Genomic DNA, 19,838 nt, shown 5'->3' on the forward strand with positions numbered 1-19,838 from the left:
GCCGTCCGGCGATCGATTGGCGCAGCCGATTGCACTGATCGGAATTACTCGTTTCCCTAAACAAATTGGCGACGGAAACATGCAGGCTGACCGGACGTGGCGGGATGCACGATTCGCCGGTCGCCGCGCATGCCGCGACGCACAAACAACAGATTCGATTTGGAGACGACCCACCATGCAGATTCGACGACTGAAAACGGTCCTTCTCGCCGCCGCGGCGATTCTTTCCGCGCCCGCGGCGCACGCGGCCGGCGGCGCGTGCGCCGACGGCAAGACGGTCCATTTCGCAGGCATCACGTGGGAGAGCGGGTCGTTTGCGACCGAAGTGCTGCGGCAGATCATGGAGAAGGGCTACGGCTGCAAGACCGACGTCGTGCCGGGCAGCACGGCCGCGACCGAAACGGCGCTCGCGCGCAACGACCTGCAGATCTGGGCCGAGCAGTGGACGGGCCGCAGCGAGATCACCGCGAAGGCCGTCTCGTCGGGCGCAGTGAAGCTGATTGGCGACACGCTGCCGGGCGGCACGACCGAAGGCTGGTTCGTGCCCGACTACGTGTTGAAGGGCGATCCGGCGCGCAACATCAAGCCGGTCGCGCCCGGGCTCGTGTCGGTCGACGATCTGCCGAAGTTCAAGCAGGTGTTCGCCGACGAGGAGGAACCGGACAAGGGCCGTTTCCTGAACTGCCCGACGGGCTGGGACTGCGAGCGCGTGAACACGCGCCTGCTGAAGGTGCTGAAGCTCGATCAGTCGTACACGAACTTCCATCCGGGCACCGGCGCGGCCCTCGACGCGGCGATCGCGTCCGCGTACCAGCGCGGCGCGCCGATCGTGTTCTATTACTGGGGCCCGGCCGCGCTGATGGCGAAATACAAGTTCACCGCGCTGAAGATGCCGGCCTATAACGAAGCATGCTGGAAGACGTTGCGCGACGAGAGCAGCACGCACCAGTGCGCGTCGTCGTACATGGTGTCGCGGCTGACGGTCGGCGTGTCGAAGCCGTTCGCCGATGCGAACCCCGATCTCGTCGGCGTATTCGGCAAGGTGCGTTTCCCGATGGACTTCCTGAACCAGACGATCCTCGAGATGACGACGAAGAAGATCGACGGCGCGGCGATGGCCACGCAGTTCCTGAAGACCCGCCAGGACATGTGGAAGCAATGGGTGCCGGCCGACGTCGCGCAGAAGATCGCCGGCAGCCTGAAGGGCGCGTAACCTGCGCGCGGCGGCGGGCCCGGGCTCGGGCTCGCCGCCGCCGTCACGCGCCTTCGCGGCGCGACGGAGAATCAACATGAACGGCTTCTTTCTGCACCTGTCGATCGCCGACTGGGTGAACAGCGCGCTCGAGAGGTTCGTCGCGCAATACGGCGACAGCTTCCATCACTTCAGCGTGCTCGTGTTGCGCTACCTGCTCGTGCCGCTCGAAGGCGCGCTGCGCGTGGCGCCGCCGTGGCTCGTGCTGCTGGTCGTCGGCGCAATCGCGTGGAACGCGACGCGCCGTATCGGCCTCGGCGCGCTCTTCATGCTGCTGCTCTACGCGATCGGCTGCTTCGGCCTGTGGGACAAGCTGATGCAGACGCTCGCGCTGATGCTCGTCGCGACGGTGCTGTCGGTCGCGATCGGCGTGCCGGTCGGCATCCTCGCGTCGCGCAGCGCGTGGCTGCGCCGGATGCTGCTGCCCGTGCTCGACGTGATGCAGACGCTGCCGAGCTTCGTGTACCTGATCCCGGTGCTGATGCTGTTCGGTCTCGGCAAGGTGCCCGCGATTCTCGCGACGATCATCTACGCGCTGCCGCCGCTGATCCGCCTGACCGATCTCGGCATCCGCCAGGTCGATCCGGACGTGACGGAAGCCGCGCGTGCGTTCGGCACGACGCGCTGGCAATTGCTCGTCAACGTGCAGTTGCCGCTTGCGCGGCCGAGCATCATGGCCGGCATCAACCAGACGACGATGATGGCGCTGTCGATGGTCGTGATCGCGTCGATGATCGGCTCGCGCGGGCTCGGCGAGGACGTGCTCGCGGGCATCCAGACGCTCGATGTCGGCAAGGGCACGCAGGCCGGCCTCGCGATCGTGATCCTCGCGATCGTGATCGACCGGATCAGCCAGGGCTTCGGACAGGAGCGGCGCGCGCGCCGCAGGCTCGCGCAGCAGCGCCGGCAGAAGGGCGCATCGCGCGTGCCGTACCGGCTGCCGCGCAAGGCGCAGTCGGCGGGCGTCGATTCGAATCAGGCGACGCAATCGTCGCGCGCATAGGAACGGAGGCAGACATGACGACCATCGACGTCAAACACGTGTACAAGCTGTTCGGGCCGCAGGCCGCGCATGCGCGCGTGCTCGACCTGCTGCGCTCGGGCAAGCGCAAGGCCGACGTGCTGGCCGAAACGGGCTGCAACGTCGGGCTCAACGACGTGAGCCTCGGCATCGAGTCGGGCGAGATCTTCGTGATCATGGGGCTGTCGGGTTCCGGGAAATCGACGCTCGTGCGGCACTTCAACCGGCTGATCGAGCCGACGGCCGGCGAGATCGTGATCGACGGCAGCGACGTGATCAAGCTCGACGCGCACGGGCTGCGCGAGCTGCGCCGTTTCAAGGTCAGCATGGTGTTCCAGAACTTCGGGCTGCTGCCGCACCAGACCGTGCTCGACAACGCCGCGTATGCGTTGCGCACGCGCGGCGAGAAACGGCACGACGCGCTTGATGCCGCGCGCAACTGGCTGACGAAGGTCGGGCTCGACGGTTACGGCGATCATTACCCGGACGAGCTGTCGGGCGGGATGCGGCAGCGTGTCGGGCTGGCGCGCGCGCTGGCGGCCGATACCGACGTGCTGCTGATGGACGAGGCGTTCTCCGCGCTCGATCCGCTGATCCGCACCGAGATGCAGGATCAACTGCTCGAACTGCAGGCGACGCTGTCGAAGACGATCGTGTTCATCACGCACGATCTCGACGAAGCGTTGCGCATCGGCGACCGGATCGCGATCCTGCGTGACGGCACGCTTGTGCAGGTCGGCACGCCGGACGACATCCTGTCGCGCCCGGCGGACGATTACGTGCGTCGGTTCGTCGAGAAGCGCACGAGCGTGAACTGACGCGCGTCACGCCGCCCAGGCCGCGTACCGCGCTCACTGCGCGCGGTGCGCGGACGTCGTCAGTACGATCTTGCCGACGTGCACGCCGGAGTCGATCAGCACGTGCGCGCCGCGTGCGTCGTCGAGCGGGAAGGTGCGGAACACTTGCGGCCTGACCGTGCCCGCCGCGACGTGCGGCCACAGGTGCCGTTCGAGTTCGGCGATGAGCGCGCCCTTCTCCTCCGGCGTGCGCGAGCGCAGCGTCGAACCGATGTGCGTGAGGCGCTTGGTCATCATCGGCCACACGTCGAGTTCCTTCGCCGGCCCGTTGAGCGCGCTGACCTGCAGAATCCGCCCGTTCATCGCCGCCGCCCGGTAATTGCGCGCGACGTAGTCGCCCGCGATGATGTCGAGGATCACGTCCACGCCTTTGCCGGCGGTGATCCTGTCGACTTCGGCGACGAAATCTTCTTCCCGGTAGTGCACCGCGTGATCCGCGCCGAGCCGCAGGCTCGCGGCGCGATGCGCGTCCGAGCCGACCGTCGTGATGACGGTCGATGCGCCCATCGCCTTCGCGATCATCGTCGCGGTGGTGCCGATGCCCGACGCGCCGCCGTGAATCAGCACCGATTCGCCCGCCTGCAGCCGCCCGCGCTGGATCAGGTTCAGCCAGACCGTCAGGAACGTTTCCGGCATCGCCGCGGCTTCGATCATGTCGAGGCCGGGCGGCAGCTTCATCGTCGTGAGGTGATGGGCGACCGCGTATTCCGCATAGCCGCCGCCCGTCACCAGCGCGCTGACCCGGTCACCCGGCGCGAAGCCGTGCACGGCTTCGCCGGTCGCGACGACTTCGCCCGCGATTTCCAGGCCCAGGATGTCGGATGCGCCGGGCGGCGGGTTGTAGAGCCCCTTGCGTTGCAGCACGTCCGGGCCGTTTACGCCGGCGGCGTGAACCCGGATCAGCACTTCGTCGGCCTTCGGGCGCGGCACCGGGCGACGTGCGGTCGCGAGGACGTCGGGGCCGCCGGGCCGGGTGATTTCGACTGCCGCCATGTCGGCGGGAACGGGGGAAAGCGTATCGGACATGTTTGCCTCCAAAAGACAGGTGAGTGGTCGGTGAAAAAAGTATAGGCTTGGGCATTGATGAATTCGCGCAGCGATTTTCACAACCACCGATGCAAATTCGCATCACACCGGAGAAGCCGCTTGAACTGGGACGACGCACGGATCTTTCTCGCCATCCACCGGGAACGCAGCCTGCGCGGCGCCGCGCGGGCGGTCGGGCTCGACCAGGCGACGGTCGGCAGGCGGCTCGCGGCACTCGAGCGCGCGCTCGGCGCGACGCTGTTCCTGCGCACGTCGGCCGGGTATGTGCTGACCGCGGTGGGCGAGGTCGCGCTGCGCAACGTGGAGAAGATGGAGCAGTCGGCGATCGACCTGGTGCGGCAGACCCAGGGCGTCGACCGGCGCCTGGCGGGCGACGTGCGCGTGACGACGACCGATACGATCGGGCTCGAATTCGTGATGCGCGCGATGCGCGACCTGCACGACGAGCATCCGGACGTGCGCGTGCTGCTCAACACGTCGACGCAGGTGGAGAACCTGGCCAAGCGCGAGGCGGACATCGCGATCCGCACGATCAAGCCCGACAATCCCGATCTGCTCACGCGCCGGCTGGCCGCGTGGCCGACGGGGTTGTACGCGTCGGAGGAATACCTGGAGCGGCATGGCGAGCCGGTGCCCGGCACCGGCTTCGAAGGGCATGACCTCGTGTGCTTCCTGCCGCACCTGAATGCGCGCAGCCCGCTCACGGTGGTCGGCGAGCCGGTGCGCGCGGGGCGGATCGTGTCGGGGCTGAATTCGAATCTGATGTTGCGCGCGGCGGCGCGCGCCGGGCTCGGGCTCGCCGAACTCCCGGTGCCGATCGCGGAGCGCGACGCGCTGGTGCGCGTGTGGCCGGCACGTACGTCGGCGCGTCCTTACGAAGTCTGGATGGTGACGCACAAGGATTTGCGGCATACCGCGCGGATGAGCGCGATGATCGACCACATCGTGCGGGTGTTCGACGAGGTGGAGGGGCGGAGCGGGGCAGGGGATTGAGGGTGCATCGACGGATGAGGCGCGGCGCGCGTCGATGCATTGGGGATCGACGAGATTCGTGCGGCAGGCGCATCCGATTCCGCTGCGGGTGAACGGGCCTTTCGTGTCGTCCGCCGAATGGTCGCAACGATTCTCAAGGGAGTGAGGGGGCTCGATGAATCGATTCAGTGTGGACGGAACAACGCTTTGCGACTGGAAGAAGTTTCACGACTACTTCGCGAGCGAATTCGGATTTCCGGGTTACTACGGCCGGAACATGGACGCATGGAACGATTGCATGAGCGACTATTGCTACGAGCACGGCATCGTGTCGCTGCGGATCGACGACGCGGGAGCGTTGAAGGATCGCAATCCGGAGATATTCGCCGCACTCGTCGCGTGCAGCGCGTTCATCAATTGGCGCGCGACGAAGGACGGCGGCGATCCGTTGATCGTCTTGTCGTATTGGGCGTAGTCGTGGCGTTGACGTTGCGTTGAGTTGCGTCGTGACGCCGATCGGCGGGCCGGCATGCAAGCGCATCGTGCGCGCCGGCCCGCATCGGCGGGAACGCAGCCGCCTCAATGCGGGACCGTTTCCCGTTCGCTTACCCGCACGGCAGACGCTTCGCCGTGCCTCGCATCCGCCAGAATCAGATCCGCGCCTTTCTCCGCGACCATCATCGTCGGCGCGTTGATGTTGCCCGACGTGATGTTCGGAAACACCGACGCATCGACGATCCGCAGCGCCTGCAACCCGTGCACGCGCAGCGACGCATCGACCACCGAGGTCGCCGCGTCCGGTCCCATCGCGCACGAGCCGCACAGGTGGTAGATCGAACCCGACTGCTCGCGGAAATACTGCAGCATCGCGTCGTCGGAATCGACCTGCGGCCCCGGCGAGATTTCCTCGACGGTCATCGACTTCAGCGCCGGTGCGCGCATCAGTGCACGAATCACCTTGCTGCCCTGCACGGCCTCGTCGAGATCCTTCTGCGTGGTGAGCGCGTTGACGTGGATCTTCGCGGCATCTTCCGCGCGGTTGGACGCGATCTCGATCATGCCGCGGCTCGTCGGCCGGCACGGGTTGAACGCGATCAGGAAGCCCGAGTAAGGCTCGGGCTTGATGCTCGCGCGGTCGCTCTTCGGAATCCGGTACGACAGCGGATTGAAGTAGAGCTGGAGGTTCGGCTCCTGCGCATCGGCCGTGCCGCGGAAGAAGCCGCCTGCCTGGTTCACGCTCATCGCGAGCGGGCCACGCTTCGTCAGCAGGTAGCGCAGCCCGATCTTCATCTTGCCGAGCAGGGTGCCCATCTCGTCGTTCAGCGTAGGCCGGTTCGCCTTGAAATAGAAGCTCACGCACAGGTGGTCCTGCAGGTTGCGGCCGACGGCCGGCAGCGCATGCACGAGCGGCACGCGCCGGCGCGCGAGCAGCGCCGGATCGCCGACGCCCGACAGTTGCAGCAGCTTCGGCGTATCGACCGCGCCGGCCGCGAGGATCACCTCGCGTGCTGCGACGAGCGTTTCGTCGCCTTGCTCGCCCGCGACGACCACACCGGTCGCGCGCGTGCCGTCGAACGTCACGCGCCGCACGAGCACGCCCGAGCGCAGCGTGAGATTCGAACGGCCCAGCGCGGGACGCAGGTACGCGAAGCTGCTGGAGCAGCGTTCGCCGTTCTTCGTGTTCAGGTCGTAGATGCCCGCGCCTTCGAACTGCGCGCCGTTGAAGTCGTCGGTGCGCGGCAGGTTCAGTTGCGCGCAACCCTTCAGGAACGCGTGGACGATCGGATGCACGTCGGCCTTCATCGACGTGATGTGGATCGGCCCCGTCGCACCGTGATGCTGCGGATCGGTCGCACCGGCCGCGTGGGTTTCGAGCTTGCGGAAGTACGGCAGCACGTCGTCGTACGCCCAGCCCGGATTGCCGGCGTTCGCCCAGTCGTCGTAGTCGCTGCGCTGGCCGCGCACGTAGACCATCGCGTTGATCGAGCCCGACCCGCCGACCACCTTGCCGCGCGGGCAGTACAGCTTGCGATCGGCGAGCTGCGCCTCGGGCTCGCTGTAGTACATCCAGTTGTAGCGGCGGTTGTAGTAGGTCTTCGTGAAGCCGACCGGCACCTTGAACCAGAACGACGCGTCGCGTTCGCCCGCTTCGAGCAGCAGCACCGAGTGCCGTCCCGATTCGCTCAGGCGGTTCGCGAGGATGCAGCCGGCCGAACCCGCGCCGACGATGATGTAGTCGTAGCTCATGTCTGTCCTTTGCGCTCAGCCCTTCGCGGGGGCGAGATCCTTCACGTCGACGGGGTGTTCACCCATCTGCAGGTGCAGCCGTTCGCCGGTGTAGGGCGTGTGTCGCCTCACGACGTCCATGTCGAGTTCGATACCGAGGCCCGGCTCGTTCGACGGGATGATGTAGCCGTCTTCCCAGCGGATCGGCGTCTTCACGACTTCGGCGTGGAAACCGCCCCACGTCATGATGCTTTCCTGGATCAGGAAGTTCGGCGTGCAGGTCGCGAGCTGGATGCTCGCGGCCGCGCCCACCGGCCCGTTGTACAGGTGCGGTGCGATCTGCGCGTAGTGCACTTCGGCGAGCGTCGCGATCTTCTTCGCTTCGAGCAGGCCGCCCACGCGTGCGACGTTCAACTGCAGGATCGATGCGCCGCCCGCCTGCAGCAGCTTGTGGAATTCGTACTTGGTGGTCAGGCGCTCGCCGGTCGCGATCGGAATCGACGTGTGCTTCGCGACTTGTGCGATCGCGTCTTCCTGGCCGGGGGGAACCGGCTCCTCGAACCACAGCGGGTCGTACTTCTCGAGCCGCTTCGCGAGCCGGATCGCCGACGACGGCACCATCTGCCCGTGCGTGCCGAACAGCAGGTCAGCCTTGCTGCCGACCGCCTCGCGCACGCGGCGGCAGAACAACTCGCAGCGGTCGAGCACTTCCAGCGACAACTGGTGGCCGGAGTAGGCCGTGTACGGGCCGGCCGGGTCGAACTTGACGGCCGTGAAGCCGAGCTTCACGTTCTCGGCCGCGCATTCGGCCGCGAGGTCGGGATCGTCGTAGTCGTATTCGCCGTTCGCGTTCTTCGGGTACAGGTACGTGTACGAGCGCAGCCGCTCGTGGATCTTCCCGCCGAGCAGTTCGTACACGGGCTTGCCGGCGGCCTTGCCGATGATGTCCCAGCACGCCATCTCAAGGCCGCTGACGACGCCCATCATCGTGAGATCCGGCCGCTGCGTGAAGCCGCTCGAATAGGCCTGGCGGAACAACCGCTCGACGTGGTGCGGGTCGCGGTCCAGCAGGTGGCGTTCGAACACGTCGTCGATGATCGGGGCCATTGCCTTCGGGCCGAACGTCGCCGAATAGATCTCGCCGACACCTTCGATGCCGTCGTCGGTTTTCAGTTTCACGAAGATCCAGTACATCCCGCCGATATGCGGCGGCGGCACGGCGACGATATGGGTTTCGAGCGAAACGATCTTCATGCGGACTCCTGGATGCGGTGAATGCGGTTGAGGCGGTATTTGAGGAACGCGGCGGCGCCCGCGCCGCAGAGCGCGATGGCCGCGATATAGCCGAAATAGAGCTGGTAGCCATGCGCGCCCGGGTAGGTCTGCGTCACGTAGCCGTTGATCAGCGGCACGAACACGTCGGGCGAATAGCCGAGCACCGAGATCAGGCCGATCGCGAGGCCCGCGCAATGCGTCGGCACCTTGCAGTCGTCGAGCAGCGACCAGTACAGGCCACGGATCGCGTAGGTGAGGATGCCGATGAACAGCACGAGCACGACGAGCATCGCCTGCGGGCTGTGCGCGGGCGCTGCGATCAGCCCGACGAGCGACAGCGCGGCGAGCACCAGTGCCCAGAGCAGCACCGACACCTTCGAGACGCGGTCGCCGAGGAAGCCGCCGCCGATACCGCCGACGGGGCGCATCCACAGCTTGAGCGTCGTGATGAAGCCGGCCGCCGTCGCGCTGAGCCCGAAATTGCCTTCGTGCAGGTAGGCCGAGAAGCTGTAGGTCGCCCAGAACACCTGGTAGCCGCAGAACACGATCGCGGCGACGAGCCACAGCTCGGGGATCGCCGCGAGCGTCTTCAGGTCGGTCAGCACGTTGCCTTTTCGGCGTTCCGTCACGGCCTTGCGTTCGCCCGTGCTCGCCGGATCCTTCACCAAAGCGAGCAGCACGCCGAGCGCGATGCAGAAGAACGCGTACAGATGCACGACGAGCCTGAAGCCGGCCGCATCGGTACCGCCGCGCGCCTGCGTCACGTAGGCGAACAGGGTGATCGCGATCGTCGCGAGCAGCGCCTCGATGAGCCCGCGGCCGCCGTCGAGCAGGCCGAAGAAGCGGCCCTGTTCGTCGGGGCCCGCGATCATGTTCACGCGCTTGATCACGGCGGCCCAGAACGTGAGGCCGGTGGACAGCCCCCAGCAGCCGAAGATCAGCACGAGCGTGTCGAACGACGGCCCGGTCGCGTAGACGAGCCCGAGCGCACCCGTCGCGAGCAGCGAGAAGCAGATCAGCCAGCGCGGCGACAGGCGGTCGGCAAGCCAGCCGCTCGGCAGGTAGCTGACGAGGAAGATCGTGCCGAGCGACGAATACAGGTAGCCGAGCTGCACGTCGTCGATATGGAAGAACTGCAGCATCGTCGGCTGGTACACCTGCCGCAGATACAGCATCGGGTAGATCGCGCCCGCGGCAATCACGAGCAGCAGCAGTTGCAGGTAGCGTTGCGCACGGGAATGCTGCGACGCGTGAGCGTCGTCGTGCAACGCGAGCGACGCCGCGGGCGTCGACGGTTGGGTCGGCATGATGTCTTCCTCCATCAGGCGTCCTTGAAGCGGAGGCCTGCAGGTTTTTTTATGTTCTGGTCGGGTCAGGGGCGGCGCGCGCGGCGTGGTGTCGTGGGGCGCGCGCCGGTGTCAGTACTTCATGACGACGAGGCGCGTCTGCGTGAATTCGAGCATCCCGTGCTTGCCGTCGTCGCCGCCGAGGCCCGAGCGCTTCCAGCCGGCATGGAAGCCCTGGTACGGATCGGCCGGCGTGCGGTTCACGTACAGCTCGCCGGCTTCGATCGCGTTGGCGACGGTCATCGCGGTGCGGTAATGCTCGGTGTAGAGCACCGACGACAGGCCGAACTGGTGGTCGTTCGCCTGCGCGATCGCTTCGTCGATCGTCGTGTAGCGCAGCACGGGCATGATCGGGCCGAAGGTTTCCTCCTGCACGATCTCCATGTCCTGCCGCACGCCGGTGAGCAGCGTGGCCGGGTAGAAGAAGCCGGGGCCGTCGGGGATCGCGCCGCCGGTTTCGAGCGTCGCGCCTGCCGCGATCGCGCGTTCGACCATTCCGTGGATGTGTGCGCGCGCCGATGCGCTCACGAGCGGGCCCATCCGCGCGGCGTCTTCCTCACGGTTGCCGATGCGCACGGCCGCCATCTTCTCCTTCAGCAGCGCGACGAAACGGTCGTGCACGCTGTCGTGCACGTACACGCGCTCGATCGCCGTGCAGAGCTGGCCGCAATGGGTCGTCTTCGACGCGACGAGCGCCGCGGCCGCGCGTTCGAGATCGGCGTCCGGCTCGATGATCGCGGGCGTCTTGCCGCCAAGTTCGAGCGACGGCTTCGCGATGTTCGCCTTGCAGTAGTCGAGCACCTTGCGGCCCGCGTTCACGCTGCCGGTTAGCGTGATCATCCCGACTGCCGGGTGCGTGCACAGCGCTTCGGCCGTCGCGTGGTCCATCGTCAGGATGTTGACGACGCCCGGCGGGAAGCCCGCATCGTCGGCCGCCTTCGCGATCTCGAACGCGGAGACCGGCGTGTGGTTGCTCGGCCGCACGACCACGGTATTGCCGGCGATCAGCGCGGGCGCGACCTTGCGCAGCAGCGTGTAGACGGGATAGTTGAACGGGATCAGGCACGCGACGACGCCGATCGGCTCGCGCTGCAGGAACAGGTTCTCGTCGGGCGTGTCGCTCGGGATGATCTCGCCTTCGATCCGGCGTGCCCACTCCGCGTGGTAGCGCGTGATCTGGCCCGCGTAGACGGCTTCGTTCGACGCGTCCTCGACGCTCTTGCCGGATTCCTGCGCGAGCGCCGCGCCGATCTCGGGCGCACGTGCGGTCAGCGCATCGGCGAAACGGTGCAGGTACGCAGCGCGTTCGGCGCTCGGCAGCTTGCGCCACGTCTTCTGCGCGGCGGCCGCGGCGTCGACGGCGGCGAGTGCGTCGGCCGGCGTCGCGGCCGGCACGCGCGCGAACGGCGCTTCGGTGGCGGGATTGTGGACGACGATGAACGCGTCGCTTTCCGGGGCGACGAAACGGCCGTTCACGTAGTTGCGTTCGGTGCGCATGAAGTGACTCCTCCGATGAATGCGGGCGGATCGCTTCGGGTGGCGACACGCGCGGTACGGGACAGAGGTCATTCTCTTCATGCGTTTAGCGCACGACAAACGACTTATTTTCGCGCCGAACATGAGAAAAACGCACGTTGCTCGACCGATCGGCCGGAATCGCGCGTCCGGCAAGGCTGTCGTGGCGCGGGCCGGGAGCGGGACGGGCGGTGGCAGGGCCGCGGTTGCCGACTGGTCCGAAGGCGCGCGGGGGCGGGAGGCGTTAAGGTGTCGGCCGCGCTTGGGGCTTCGGCGCGGACGGGGCGGTCGGCTATGCCTGGGGGGACGGATCGTGCGCTAGGCCAGCGGCACTTGCGGAAGCGGCGACGACGGTTCGAGATGGCGCTTCGCGAGCCACACTTCCTGCTGCAGCCAGTCGCGGAACTGGACGATGTGCGGCAGGTTCGTCTGCTCGGGCCGCGTGACGAACCAGTACGACTGGTGACCGTCGACGTGCACGTTGAGCACCTGCATCAGTTGCCCGGTCGCCAGTTCGCGCGCGACCATGTGGCGATCGGCAATCGTGATCCCGAGGCCGTCGATCGCCGCGCGGATCGCGTGGTCGAGCAGGTCGAATTCGTAGCCGCCGCGCGTGTCGACGTCGGCGATGCCGGCCGCCTTCAGCCAGTGCTGCCAGGTCAGGTAGCGCTGGTCGTCGGTGGCGAGCACGTGCAGCAGCGTGAAGCGGTTCAGGTCGATCGGCGCGCCGTCCTGTCGCAGCCGCGCATACAGCGCGGGCGCGCAGACGGCGATATGCTGCTCCTGCATCAGCAGTGCGTTGTCGAAGCCGTCCCATTCGCCGTCGCCGAACCGGATCGCGCAGTCGAGCACGCGCGATTCGCCGAGACTGTCGTGTATGCGGGTCGTGAGGCTCAGCTCGAATTCGGGATGCGCGTCGCGCAGCCGGCCGAGCCGCGGCATCAGCCAGCGCGCGGCGAAGGTGGGCGGCACGTTCGCGCGCAGGCGGTTCAGGTGGGTTTTTTCCTGCAGGCTGCGTACGGTCAGCTCGATCTTGTCGAACGATTGCTGCAGCGCGCGCAGCAGCACGCGGCCGGCCGCCGTCAGTTCGAGCTGGTGATGGCGGCGCTCGAGCAGGGTTTCACCGAGCTGGCCTTCGAGCTGGCGAACCTGGCGGCTGACCGCGCTCTGCGTCACGTTGAGCAGTTCGGCCGCGCGTGTGAAGCTGCCGGTGCGGCCGGCCATCTCGAAGGCTTTCAGCGCATTCAGCGCCGGCATCTTGCGTCTCACGGGGCGGTGTCGTGTTTGGTGCGGGATGCTTATTGTAGGCGGGCGGCGCGGGCGCGGGGACGATGAATGGATGCGACGGAGGGCGCGGGCCTTCGGGCATCTTTATGGCGCGGCGGTTGGCGCGGCGTTGCGACAAGGCTGCGCGCTGGATGGACGGCGGCGCCGGCCGGCAACGGCACGAACGATACGAACGATTCGAACGAAAGGGACACACATCATGCGACGCCTGCCATCGTTGATCGCGCTGCGATTTTTCGAGGAGACCGCGCGTCACCTGAGCTTCAACCGTGCGGCGGTTTCGCTGTGCGTGACGCAGGGGGCGGTGAGCCGGCAGATCCGGCTGCTCGAGGAAGCGCTGGGCACGCGGCTGTTCGAGCGCGATCACAAGGGCGTGCGCCTGACCGATGCCGGCCAGCGGTTGCTACCGTTCATCGGGCAGGCGTTCGACACGATCGAGCGCGGCGTCGACGAAGTCGCCGCCGCGCGGCCGGGTGCGAAGCGGCGGCTGACGGTGTCGCTGCCGCCGACGTTCGCGACGCAGTGGTTTTCGCCGCGGCTCGGCACGCTCGCGGAGACGCTGCCCGACGTCGAGTTGTCGATCCGCACCGAGCCGGCCGACGATTGCCATTGCCACATCCGCTTCGGGCGCGCGGCGCGCGCCGGGATGCAGTCGGAGCTTCTGATGATGGAGCGGCATGCGCTCGTCGGCGCGCCGCGCTATCGCGGTGACGCGCTCGACGTGCTGCTCGGCCGGCTGCCGTCGCTGCATGTGCTGCACGAAGGCAAGCGTCTGACGCTGTGGGCCGACTGGTGCGAGCAGGCGGGCGTGCCGGTGGCGCGGATCGGCGACGGCATCGAGTTTTCCACGCTCGAACAGGCGATCCGCGCGGCGCGCAAGGGTGCGGGGCTCGCGGTGGTCGACCTGAACATGATCGAGGAGGAGATCGGCGAGGGCAGCCTGGTGCGGCTGTCGCCGGTGCAGCCGATCGGGCCGTTCGGTTATTGGCTCGATGTCGAGCCGGAGAGTGTCACGGTTGAGCACGTGGTTGCATTTGCCGCGTGGTTGCGGGGGCAGGCGGGGCGGAAGGGGTAGGGGCGACCGTGGGACGCGACTGATCGGAAGGTGGGGGAAATCGGATCGGTCCGCGCCCGTCGCACGGTGCTTTCAACTTTGGTGTCCGTTAAAGATCGTTACCGACGGGAGACGTGTACGGTCGTTGTCGAGCCGAGCCAGACGGCTTTTCCCCGTCGTTGCCGGCTACGCGTCGGGGTCGTGTCCGAAGTGCATGAGTGTCTCCCGGCGGCCGCTGGCTTCGATTTCGGCGAGCGATTCGACCGGCAACTGGCACTTGGAGAGATCGATACGCCCGACGTTGAAGACGGCGCGTCGCGGCGGGGATGCCGGCATGTCGGCCGGCCGTGTGTCATGCTCGACGGCGGACTGGCGCATGACGCGCGCCAGGCTTCGATGGAGTTCGTTTGCGACGAGCGTATCGAGGAGTTGCCTGGCTTCGGAGACGAGAGCGAGGCGATGCCGGTTCGCCTGCCGGCCCCGCTTTGCCGTGGCGCGCGCGATCCGGAATCCGGCAATCGGCGTGTGCTTTGCGTTCATTCGTAAATCCCCTTTTCGATCAGATATCTTTGCAACGCCCGCACAGATGTGCCGTGCGGTGCGACGTCGAATGACATCCAGCGATGTGATCCCGCCACACGCCAGAAATCTCGCCCGAATCGTGTGGCATAGAGCGCACGCAGCGACCGGAGCGATCCGTCGGCAAGACCGACCGGGTGCCCCTGGAAATACTGGAACAACGCCGCTTCATCGCTGCACTTGTCGGGAATGGGCGCGTCGAAACCGAACCGTGGCCATGCGTAGTATCCGAGTAGCCGGCGCCCGCCCGGTTTGGGCGCGCCCTTCCGGCCCCCCGCTGCGAATGCAATGATTCGGCTGATGCCCAACGTATCAGATGCCCTGACGATGCGCCACAGCATCGCCGCGCCGAGTCCCGCGATTGCGTTGTCGACGAGATCGATCGTCTTGAGTTCGAGTAGGGATGTGTCCGATTCTCGACGCACCGATACACGGTTTTCGGATCGGATCCAGGTGGTGTTCGTGACCGAGAGCGTCAACCAGCCTCTGCTGTCGAGATAGGCTTGAATCGCCGATCCGGTGGGCGCTCCGCACAACGAAACCAGCAACGCGTCGGGAACGTGACCCTCCACACCCAGCAACGCGGAGATATCCAGGTCGTTTCGATCGATCGTGAGCCGATCGTCGAAGTACGTCGTCTCGTACGGCAGGACATGGCTGAGGTCGACATGCTGAGCGGGCATGGTGGCGGTCGAAAAGCGGAAAACCCCAGCATATCGCCGCGAATCCTGCGGGCCGAGTCAGCCGAACGGCCAATCGCGAGACGGAACGCCCGCCGTTCCGCCCGCCTTACGACCAGTCGAACGTCAACAGCGCCACACGGCTCACCGGCTCGTAAAACAGGAGAATCCAGTCCGCCCCCATCGCGCGATATTCCCATCCGGTTACGCCGGCGACGAAGCGAAAGCGCGCACCGTCGGGGCCGATCGGCCGGATGTTGTCCGGATCGCTGTCGTCGACCGGAAAATCCGAGGTGCCCGACCAGTTGCCCCAGCCCACCGATCCGCCAAGCTGGTCGATGAGGTTGCACGGTTTTTCCTGGCTGAAATCGCGCTCGTCCGGCGCGTACTGGTTGGACGAGTAGAGCACGCCGTATTCGGCGAACAGCTTGCGCGTCGCTTCGATGCTGGCCTGTTGTTCGGCGTAATGCGCCTCCAGTTCCGCGCGATAGCCTGCGTCATGTGTGCCGGGCGGGTTTTCCAGATAGAAGTAGCGCGGGTCGCCGAGCAGCGTGTAGCGGTTGTTTTCGTCGAGCCGGAACCCGATCCAGTTCGCGCGGAGATAGTCGTTGTGGTACGCGGCCGTGTCCTGCCCGACGAGCCCGTCATAAGGTTCGACGGGGCTGAGCAGGTGGATCCAGCCCTGCCACGACGGATTGACCGTCGACAGGTCGATCGACACGAGCGGATGCAGATGGCGCGCGAGTGCGGCATGGGGCTCGGCAAAGACGTCGGTGTCCGGCGGGTAGACCTTCAGGCCAGGTTGTGGCGTGACGATGCCTTCAATCATGATCGGTATCCGCATGGTGAGGATCCGGCAAGGCTACACGAGTAAAGGCGAAACCCGGATGAATACCGGCGCCGTCGCAGCCTGTTCGTAGCGCGTCCCGTTCCGTCCATCCACCCGATCGGCCGTGAAAGCATTCGCGCCGGTCCGTCTGGAGATCGTCTTCTTGATAATAGTTGATAGCCGGGATACGCTTGGCAGATCGAATGCAATCCGGTCGGGAGGTCGACATGATCAGTGCGGAACTGGGCCAGCAACTGGAGGCTTACGTCGCGAAGCTGGTCGAATCGGGGCGCTACGGTTCCAAGAGCGAAGTGCTGCGCGAAGGCGTGCGCCTGATCCAGGATCGCGAGGCGCAACTGAATGCGCTGGACGCGGTGATCGCGCGCAGCGTGGCCGATGCGGAAGCAGGGCGCAGCGCCGAGGCGGCGGAAGTCTTCGATCGTCTCGAGGCGAAGTATCGGGATCAGGCGGATCGTCAGGCCTGACCGTGCGCCTGTCCGATTTTGCGATTGCCGAACTCGAAGCAATCGCCGATGACATCGCACGCGACAACCCGCAACGCGCCGTGACGTTCGTGCGGGAAATCCGCGACAAGTGTCTGGGCCTGGCCGCGATGCCGCTGGCGTTTCCGCTGGTGCCGCGCCTCGAGCGTGACGGCGTGCGGCACCGAGTGTACGGCAACTACCAGATCTTCTACCGGGTCGTCGGCGATCTGCCGACGCGGATCGACATTCTTCACGTCCTGCACGGCGCGCGGGACTACGCGTCGATTCTGTTCTGAGCGGACGCGCGCATCTCATCGTGTCCGGAATGAACGAACCCGGCCACGACCGGGTTCGACCGCATCGCGTTCGGCATCGCCGCGGCACATCAGCGGCGTGCCGATGCGAAAGCCTCAGGCGCGATGAAGCAGGCGGGCACGCAACCCGCCTCCATCGTCAATGCCCCGACGCCTCCTCCAGCGTTAGATGCTTCGTCTCCGGCGCCCACGCGATCGACACGATCATCCCCGCCAGCAACACGCCCGCGAGCGCGAACATCGTCGCGTGAAAGCCGAGCGTCGCGATGCCGGCCGGCAGCAGGAACGTGCCGATCGCCGATCCGAGCCGGCTGCACGCGATCGCGAGGCCCACGCCGCTCGCGCGCACTTCGGTCGGGAAGCACTCGGGCGGGAACACGCCGACGAGGTTGCTGAACGCCGACATCGTCAGCGTGAAGATTGCGAACGCGACGATCATCGCGAGGGCCGCCGACGACGGCAGCACCGCGAGCGCGACGAGCGACGCGCACGTCACCGCGAACGAGCCGATCAGGAAGCCGCGTCGCGACAGCCGGATCGTCAGCCAGATGCCGATCAGCGCGCCCAGCACGAGAAACGCGTTCAGCAGCAGGTCTGCACCGAACCCTTCGGCGAGGCCGATCGTCTTCAGGATCGTCGGCAGGAACGTGTAGATCGCGAAATACGGAATCACGAGGCACACGAAGAACGCGCAGTTGAAAAGCGTGCGGCGGACCAGGTCACGCTGGAACAGTCGCGCGAAACCGGCATTCGCATGCGGTTCGGCCGAACCGTCGAGCATCACGTGCGGCCCGAAATGCTTCGCGACGATCGCGCGCGCTTCCTGCACGCGGCCCTTGCCGAGCAGCCAGCGCGGCGATTCGGGCGTGCCGATCCGCAGCACCAGCACGATCAGCGCAGGCAGCGCAGCTGACGCGAGCAGCCAGCGCCATGCGTCGGGCGCGGCGTCGCCGTACGCGAGGCCGAGCACGTTCGCGGCGACATAGCCGATCGTCCAGATCACGCTGAACGAGCCGAGCAGCGCGCCGCGATGCTTGCGCGGCGAGAATTCGGCGAGGATCGCATGGCCGACGGTGAAGTCGCCGCCCATCCCGAAGCCGATCAGCACGCGCAGCGCGCACAGTTCGAGCGGCGACGTGACGAAGCACTGCGCGAACGCGGCCGCCGTGATGATCACGAAGCTCGTCAGGAAGATCTTCTGCCGGCCCATCCGGTCCGACAGCCAGCCGAACACGAGGCTGCCGAAGAAGATGCCGATCAGCGCCGAGCTGCCGATCATCCCCATCCAGAACGCGTCGATCGGCATCTGCCTGCCGAGCGCGGCCAGCGCGTAGCCGATCGTACCGAGCGTGTAGCCTTCGGTGAAATGCGCGCCGAACGTGAGGCCGGCGATCTTCACGTGGAAACGGTTGAGCGGCACGTCGTCGAGCGCGACGGGGCGGTGCGGCGCATCGGCGCCGCGCGACAGCGGCAACGCGCGCGCGGTGCCGGATTGAACGTTGGCTTGGGTCAAGCTGCCTCCTGGATTGTTATCTGGCGCGCAATGGCGCGCGCAGGCGGCGCGCCGCCGCGAGCGTCGTGCAAGGCGTGGTGCGGCCGCGCGCCCGGGCGGCACGCGGCGCGGGTCGACCGCGGGGAGCGGTCAGCGGCCGAGGCCGGCCATCAGCGTGTACTTGAGTTCCACGTATTCGTCGAGGCCGTACTTCGAGCCTTCTCGGCCGAGCCCCGATTGCTTGACGCCGCCGAACGGTGCGACCTCGGTCGAGATGATCCCGTCGTTGACGCCGACCATGCCGCTCTCCAGCGCACCCGACACGCGCCACGCGCGGCCGAGGTCGCGCGTGTAGAAGTACGCGGACAGCCCGAATGGCGTGTCGTTGGCCGCGGCGACGGCCTCTTCCTCGGTCGTGAAGCGGAAGCAGCCGGCGACGGGGCCGAAGGTTTCCTCTTCGGCGATCAGCATGTCGGCCGTCATGCCGGTCAGCACGGTCGGCTCGTAGAACGTGCCGCCGAGCCCATGACGCTTGCCGCCGGTGAGCGCGTGCGCGCCCTTCGCGGTCGCATCGGCCACGTGCCGCTCGACCTTGCCGAGCGCCGCCTCGTTGATCAGCGGCCCCTGGTCGACTTCGTCGACGAGCGCATTGCCGACGCGCAGCGTGCGCACGGCGTCCGCCAGCTTGCGCGTGAACGCGTCGTACACGCCGTCCTGCACGAGAAAGCGGTTCACGCACACGCAGGTCTGGCCCGTGTTGCGAAACTTCGACGCGATCGCGCCCGTGACCGCCGCATCGAGATCGGCATCGTCGAACACGATGAACGGCGCGTTGCCGCCGAGTTCGAGCGACAGCTTCTTCAGCGTGTCGGCCGACTGCTTCGCGAGCAGCTTGCCGACGCGCGTCGAGCCCGTGAACGACAGCTTGCGCACGACGGACGAACTCGTCAGCGTCTCGCCGATCGCGACCGCGTCGCCCGACACCACGTTGAACACGCCGGCCGGCACGCCCGCGCGCTCGGCGAGCACCGCGAGCGCGAACGCCGACAGCGGCGTTTCCTCGGACGGCTTCAGCACCATCGTGCAGCCGGCCGCGAGCGCGGGGCCGGCCTTGCGCGTGATCATCGCGAGCGGGAAATTCCACGGCGTGATCGCGGCGACGACGCCGACCGGCTCGCGCGTGACGACGATCTGCGCATCCGGCTTCGGGCTCGGGATCACGTCGCCGTACATGCGCTTCGCTTCTTCCGCGAACCATTCGAGAAAGCTCGCCGCGTACGCGACTTCGCCGCGCGCTTCCGCGAGCGGCTTGCCTTGCTCGCGCGTCAGCAGTTCGGCGAGCGCGTCGCGGTGTTCGAGCATCAGCTCGCCCCAGCGCTTCACACGTGCGCCGCGCTCCTTCGCGGTCAGTGCGCGCCACGCGGGAAACGCGTGCGCGGCCGCGTCGATGGCGCGCTGTGTGTCGTCGGCGCCGCCTTTCGCGACTTTCGCGATCGTCTCGCCGGTCGCGGGGTTCAGCACCGGATAGGTCGCATCGCTCGCGCCATGCGATTCGTGCCATTCGCCGCCGATGTAATGGCCGGTCCTCAGAAATTCGTTCATTGTGT

Annotated in this window: 19 protein-coding genes; 8 read left to right on the top strand and 11 right to left on the bottom strand. The window is 66.9% G+C overall.

The features are described from left to right. Window positions 1-175: 175 nt before the first annotated feature. From BLA15945_RS13925 to BLA15945_RS13935, 3 genes are all read left to right on the top strand, one after another. The gene (locus BLA15945_RS13925) at window positions 176-1,213 is read left to right on the top strand and encodes an ABC transporter substrate-binding protein (RefSeq protein ID WP_059237830.1); all 1,038 of its coding nucleotides are present in this window, start codon (window positions 176-178) and stop codon (window positions 1,211-1,213) included. Window positions 1,214-1,289: 76 nt separating this feature from the next. Beyond that, window positions 1,290-2,255, top strand: coding sequence for an ABC transporter permease (locus BLA15945_RS13930; protein ID WP_174992656.1), 966 nt, complete (start codon window positions 1,290-1,292; stop codon window positions 2,253-2,255). Window positions 2,256-2,269: 14 nt separating this feature from the next. Then, window positions 2,270-3,091 (top strand): quaternary amine ABC transporter ATP-binding protein, encoded by an 822-nt coding sequence (locus tag BLA15945_RS13935; RefSeq protein ID WP_059237828.1) that lies wholly within the window; start codon window positions 2,270-2,272, stop codon window positions 3,089-3,091. Between the two features lie 33 nt (window positions 3,092-3,124). Here the strand turns inward: BLA15945_RS13935 and BLA15945_RS13940 are convergent, their stop codons facing one another. Beyond that, the gene (locus BLA15945_RS13940) at window positions 3,125-4,156 is read right to left on the bottom strand and encodes an NAD(P)H-quinone oxidoreductase (RefSeq protein WP_059237827.1); all 1,032 of its coding nucleotides are present in this window, start codon (window positions 4,154-4,156) and stop codon (window positions 3,125-3,127) included. 120 nt (window positions 4,157-4,276) lie between these two features. On the opposite strand from BLA15945_RS13940, the gene BLA15945_RS13945 reads away from it, so the two are divergent. Together BLA15945_RS13945 and BLA15945_RS13950 are read left to right on the top strand one after the other, a co-directional pair. After that, window positions 4,277-5,170: a LysR family transcriptional regulator gene (locus BLA15945_RS13945; protein ID WP_174992657.1), complete on the top strand. Its 894-nt coding sequence runs from the start codon at window positions 4,277-4,279 to the stop codon at window positions 5,168-5,170. A 154-nt stretch (window positions 5,171-5,324) separates the two neighbouring features. Then, window positions 5,325-5,624 carry a barstar family protein gene (locus BLA15945_RS13950; protein ID WP_174992658.1) on the top strand — a complete coding sequence of 100 codons (300 nt, stop codon included), beginning with the start codon at window positions 5,325-5,327 and terminating at the stop codon, window positions 5,622-5,624. 104 nt (window positions 5,625-5,728) lie between these two features. Here BLA15945_RS13950 and BLA15945_RS13955 read toward each other — a convergent pair whose 3' ends face one another. The 5 genes from BLA15945_RS13955 to BLA15945_RS13975 all read right to left on the bottom strand — a co-directional run bounded on the left by BLA15945_RS13955 (window position 5,729) and on the right by BLA15945_RS13975 (window position 12,768). Next, complete coding sequence (locus tag BLA15945_RS13955) at window positions 5,729-7,396, bottom strand: GMC family oxidoreductase (RefSeq protein WP_059237824.1); 1,668 nt, start codon at window positions 7,394-7,396, stop codon at window positions 5,729-5,731. A gap of 15 nt (window positions 7,397-7,411) precedes the next feature. Then, the gene (locus BLA15945_RS13960; RefSeq protein WP_174992659.1) at window positions 7,412-8,629 is read right to left on the bottom strand and encodes a mandelate racemase/muconate lactonizing enzyme family protein; all 1,218 of its coding nucleotides are present in this window, start codon (window positions 8,627-8,629) and stop codon (window positions 7,412-7,414) included. Beyond that, on the bottom strand, window positions 8,626-9,957 hold the full coding sequence (locus tag BLA15945_RS13965; RefSeq protein WP_174992660.1) for an MFS transporter: 1,332 nt from the start codon (window positions 9,955-9,957) through the stop codon (window positions 8,626-8,628). The genes BLA15945_RS13960 and BLA15945_RS13965 overlap by 4 nt, the downstream gene beginning before the upstream one ends. A gap of 111 nt (window positions 9,958-10,068) precedes the next feature. Beyond that, the gene (gene aldA / locus BLA15945_RS13970) at window positions 10,069-11,493 is read right to left on the bottom strand and encodes an aldehyde dehydrogenase (protein WP_174992661.1); all 1,425 of its coding nucleotides are present in this window, start codon (window positions 11,491-11,493) and stop codon (window positions 10,069-10,071) included. A 336-nt stretch (window positions 11,494-11,829) separates the two neighbouring features. Then, window positions 11,830-12,768, bottom strand: coding sequence for a LysR substrate-binding domain-containing protein (locus BLA15945_RS13975; protein ID WP_011356424.1), 939 nt, complete (start codon window positions 12,766-12,768; stop codon window positions 11,830-11,832). Window positions 12,769-12,997: 229 nt separating this feature from the next. Here BLA15945_RS13975 and BLA15945_RS13980 point away from each other — a divergent pair, with 229 nt between their 5' ends. After that, window positions 12,998-13,873, top strand: a complete 876-nt coding sequence (locus BLA15945_RS13980; protein ID WP_174992662.1) for a LysR family transcriptional regulator — start codon at window positions 12,998-13,000, stop codon at window positions 13,871-13,873. A gap of 165 nt (window positions 13,874-14,038) precedes the next feature. On the opposite strand, the gene BLA15945_RS13985 is transcribed toward BLA15945_RS13980, so the two are convergent. The 3 genes from BLA15945_RS13985 to BLA15945_RS13995 form a co-directional block, all read right to left on the bottom strand. Continuing rightward, complete coding sequence (locus tag BLA15945_RS13985) at window positions 14,039-14,392, bottom strand: hypothetical protein (RefSeq protein ID WP_174992663.1); 354 nt, start codon at window positions 14,390-14,392, stop codon at window positions 14,039-14,041. Further along, window positions 14,389-15,114 carry a hypothetical protein gene (locus tag BLA15945_RS13990; RefSeq protein ID WP_174992664.1) on the bottom strand — a complete coding sequence of 242 codons (726 nt, stop codon included), beginning with the start codon at window positions 15,112-15,114 and terminating at the stop codon, window positions 14,389-14,391. Before BLA15945_RS13990 ends, BLA15945_RS13985 begins: the two co-directional genes overlap by 4 nt. 106 nt (window positions 15,115-15,220) lie before the next feature. After that, window positions 15,221-15,940, bottom strand: coding sequence for a hypothetical protein (locus BLA15945_RS13995; RefSeq protein ID WP_174992665.1), 720 nt, complete (start codon window positions 15,938-15,940; stop codon window positions 15,221-15,223). Between the two features lie 227 nt (window positions 15,941-16,167). On the opposite strand from BLA15945_RS13995, the gene BLA15945_RS14000 reads away from it, so the two are divergent. Both BLA15945_RS14000 and BLA15945_RS14005 read left to right on the top strand, forming a co-directional pair. Next, a complete protein-coding gene (locus BLA15945_RS14000) occupies window positions 16,168-16,425 on the top strand; it encodes a type II toxin-antitoxin system ParD family antitoxin (RefSeq protein WP_059237817.1) in 258 nt (85 codons plus the stop codon). A 2-nt stretch (window positions 16,426-16,427) separates the two neighbouring features. Beyond that, window positions 16,428-16,721 (top strand): type II toxin-antitoxin system RelE/ParE family toxin, encoded by a 294-nt coding sequence (locus BLA15945_RS14005; protein ID WP_407045101.1) that lies wholly within the window; start codon window positions 16,428-16,430, stop codon window positions 16,719-16,721. A 157-nt stretch (window positions 16,722-16,878) separates the two neighbouring features. Here the strand turns inward: BLA15945_RS14005 and BLA15945_RS14010 are convergent, their stop codons facing one another. Both BLA15945_RS14010 and BLA15945_RS14015 read right to left on the bottom strand, forming a co-directional pair. After that, window positions 16,879-18,213: an MFS transporter gene (locus BLA15945_RS14010; RefSeq protein WP_226196186.1), complete on the bottom strand. Its 1,335-nt coding sequence runs from the start codon at window positions 18,211-18,213 to the stop codon at window positions 16,879-16,881. A gap of 168 nt (window positions 18,214-18,381) precedes the next feature. Next, complete coding sequence (locus BLA15945_RS14015; protein ID WP_174992666.1) at window positions 18,382-19,833, bottom strand: NAD-dependent succinate-semialdehyde dehydrogenase; 1,452 nt, start codon at window positions 19,831-19,833, stop codon at window positions 18,382-18,384. Window positions 19,834-19,838 lie beyond the last annotated feature (5 nt).

Source organism: Burkholderia arboris (assembly GCF_902499125.1).
Lineage (GTDB): Bacteria > Pseudomonadota > Gammaproteobacteria > Burkholderiales > Burkholderiaceae > Burkholderia > Burkholderia arboris.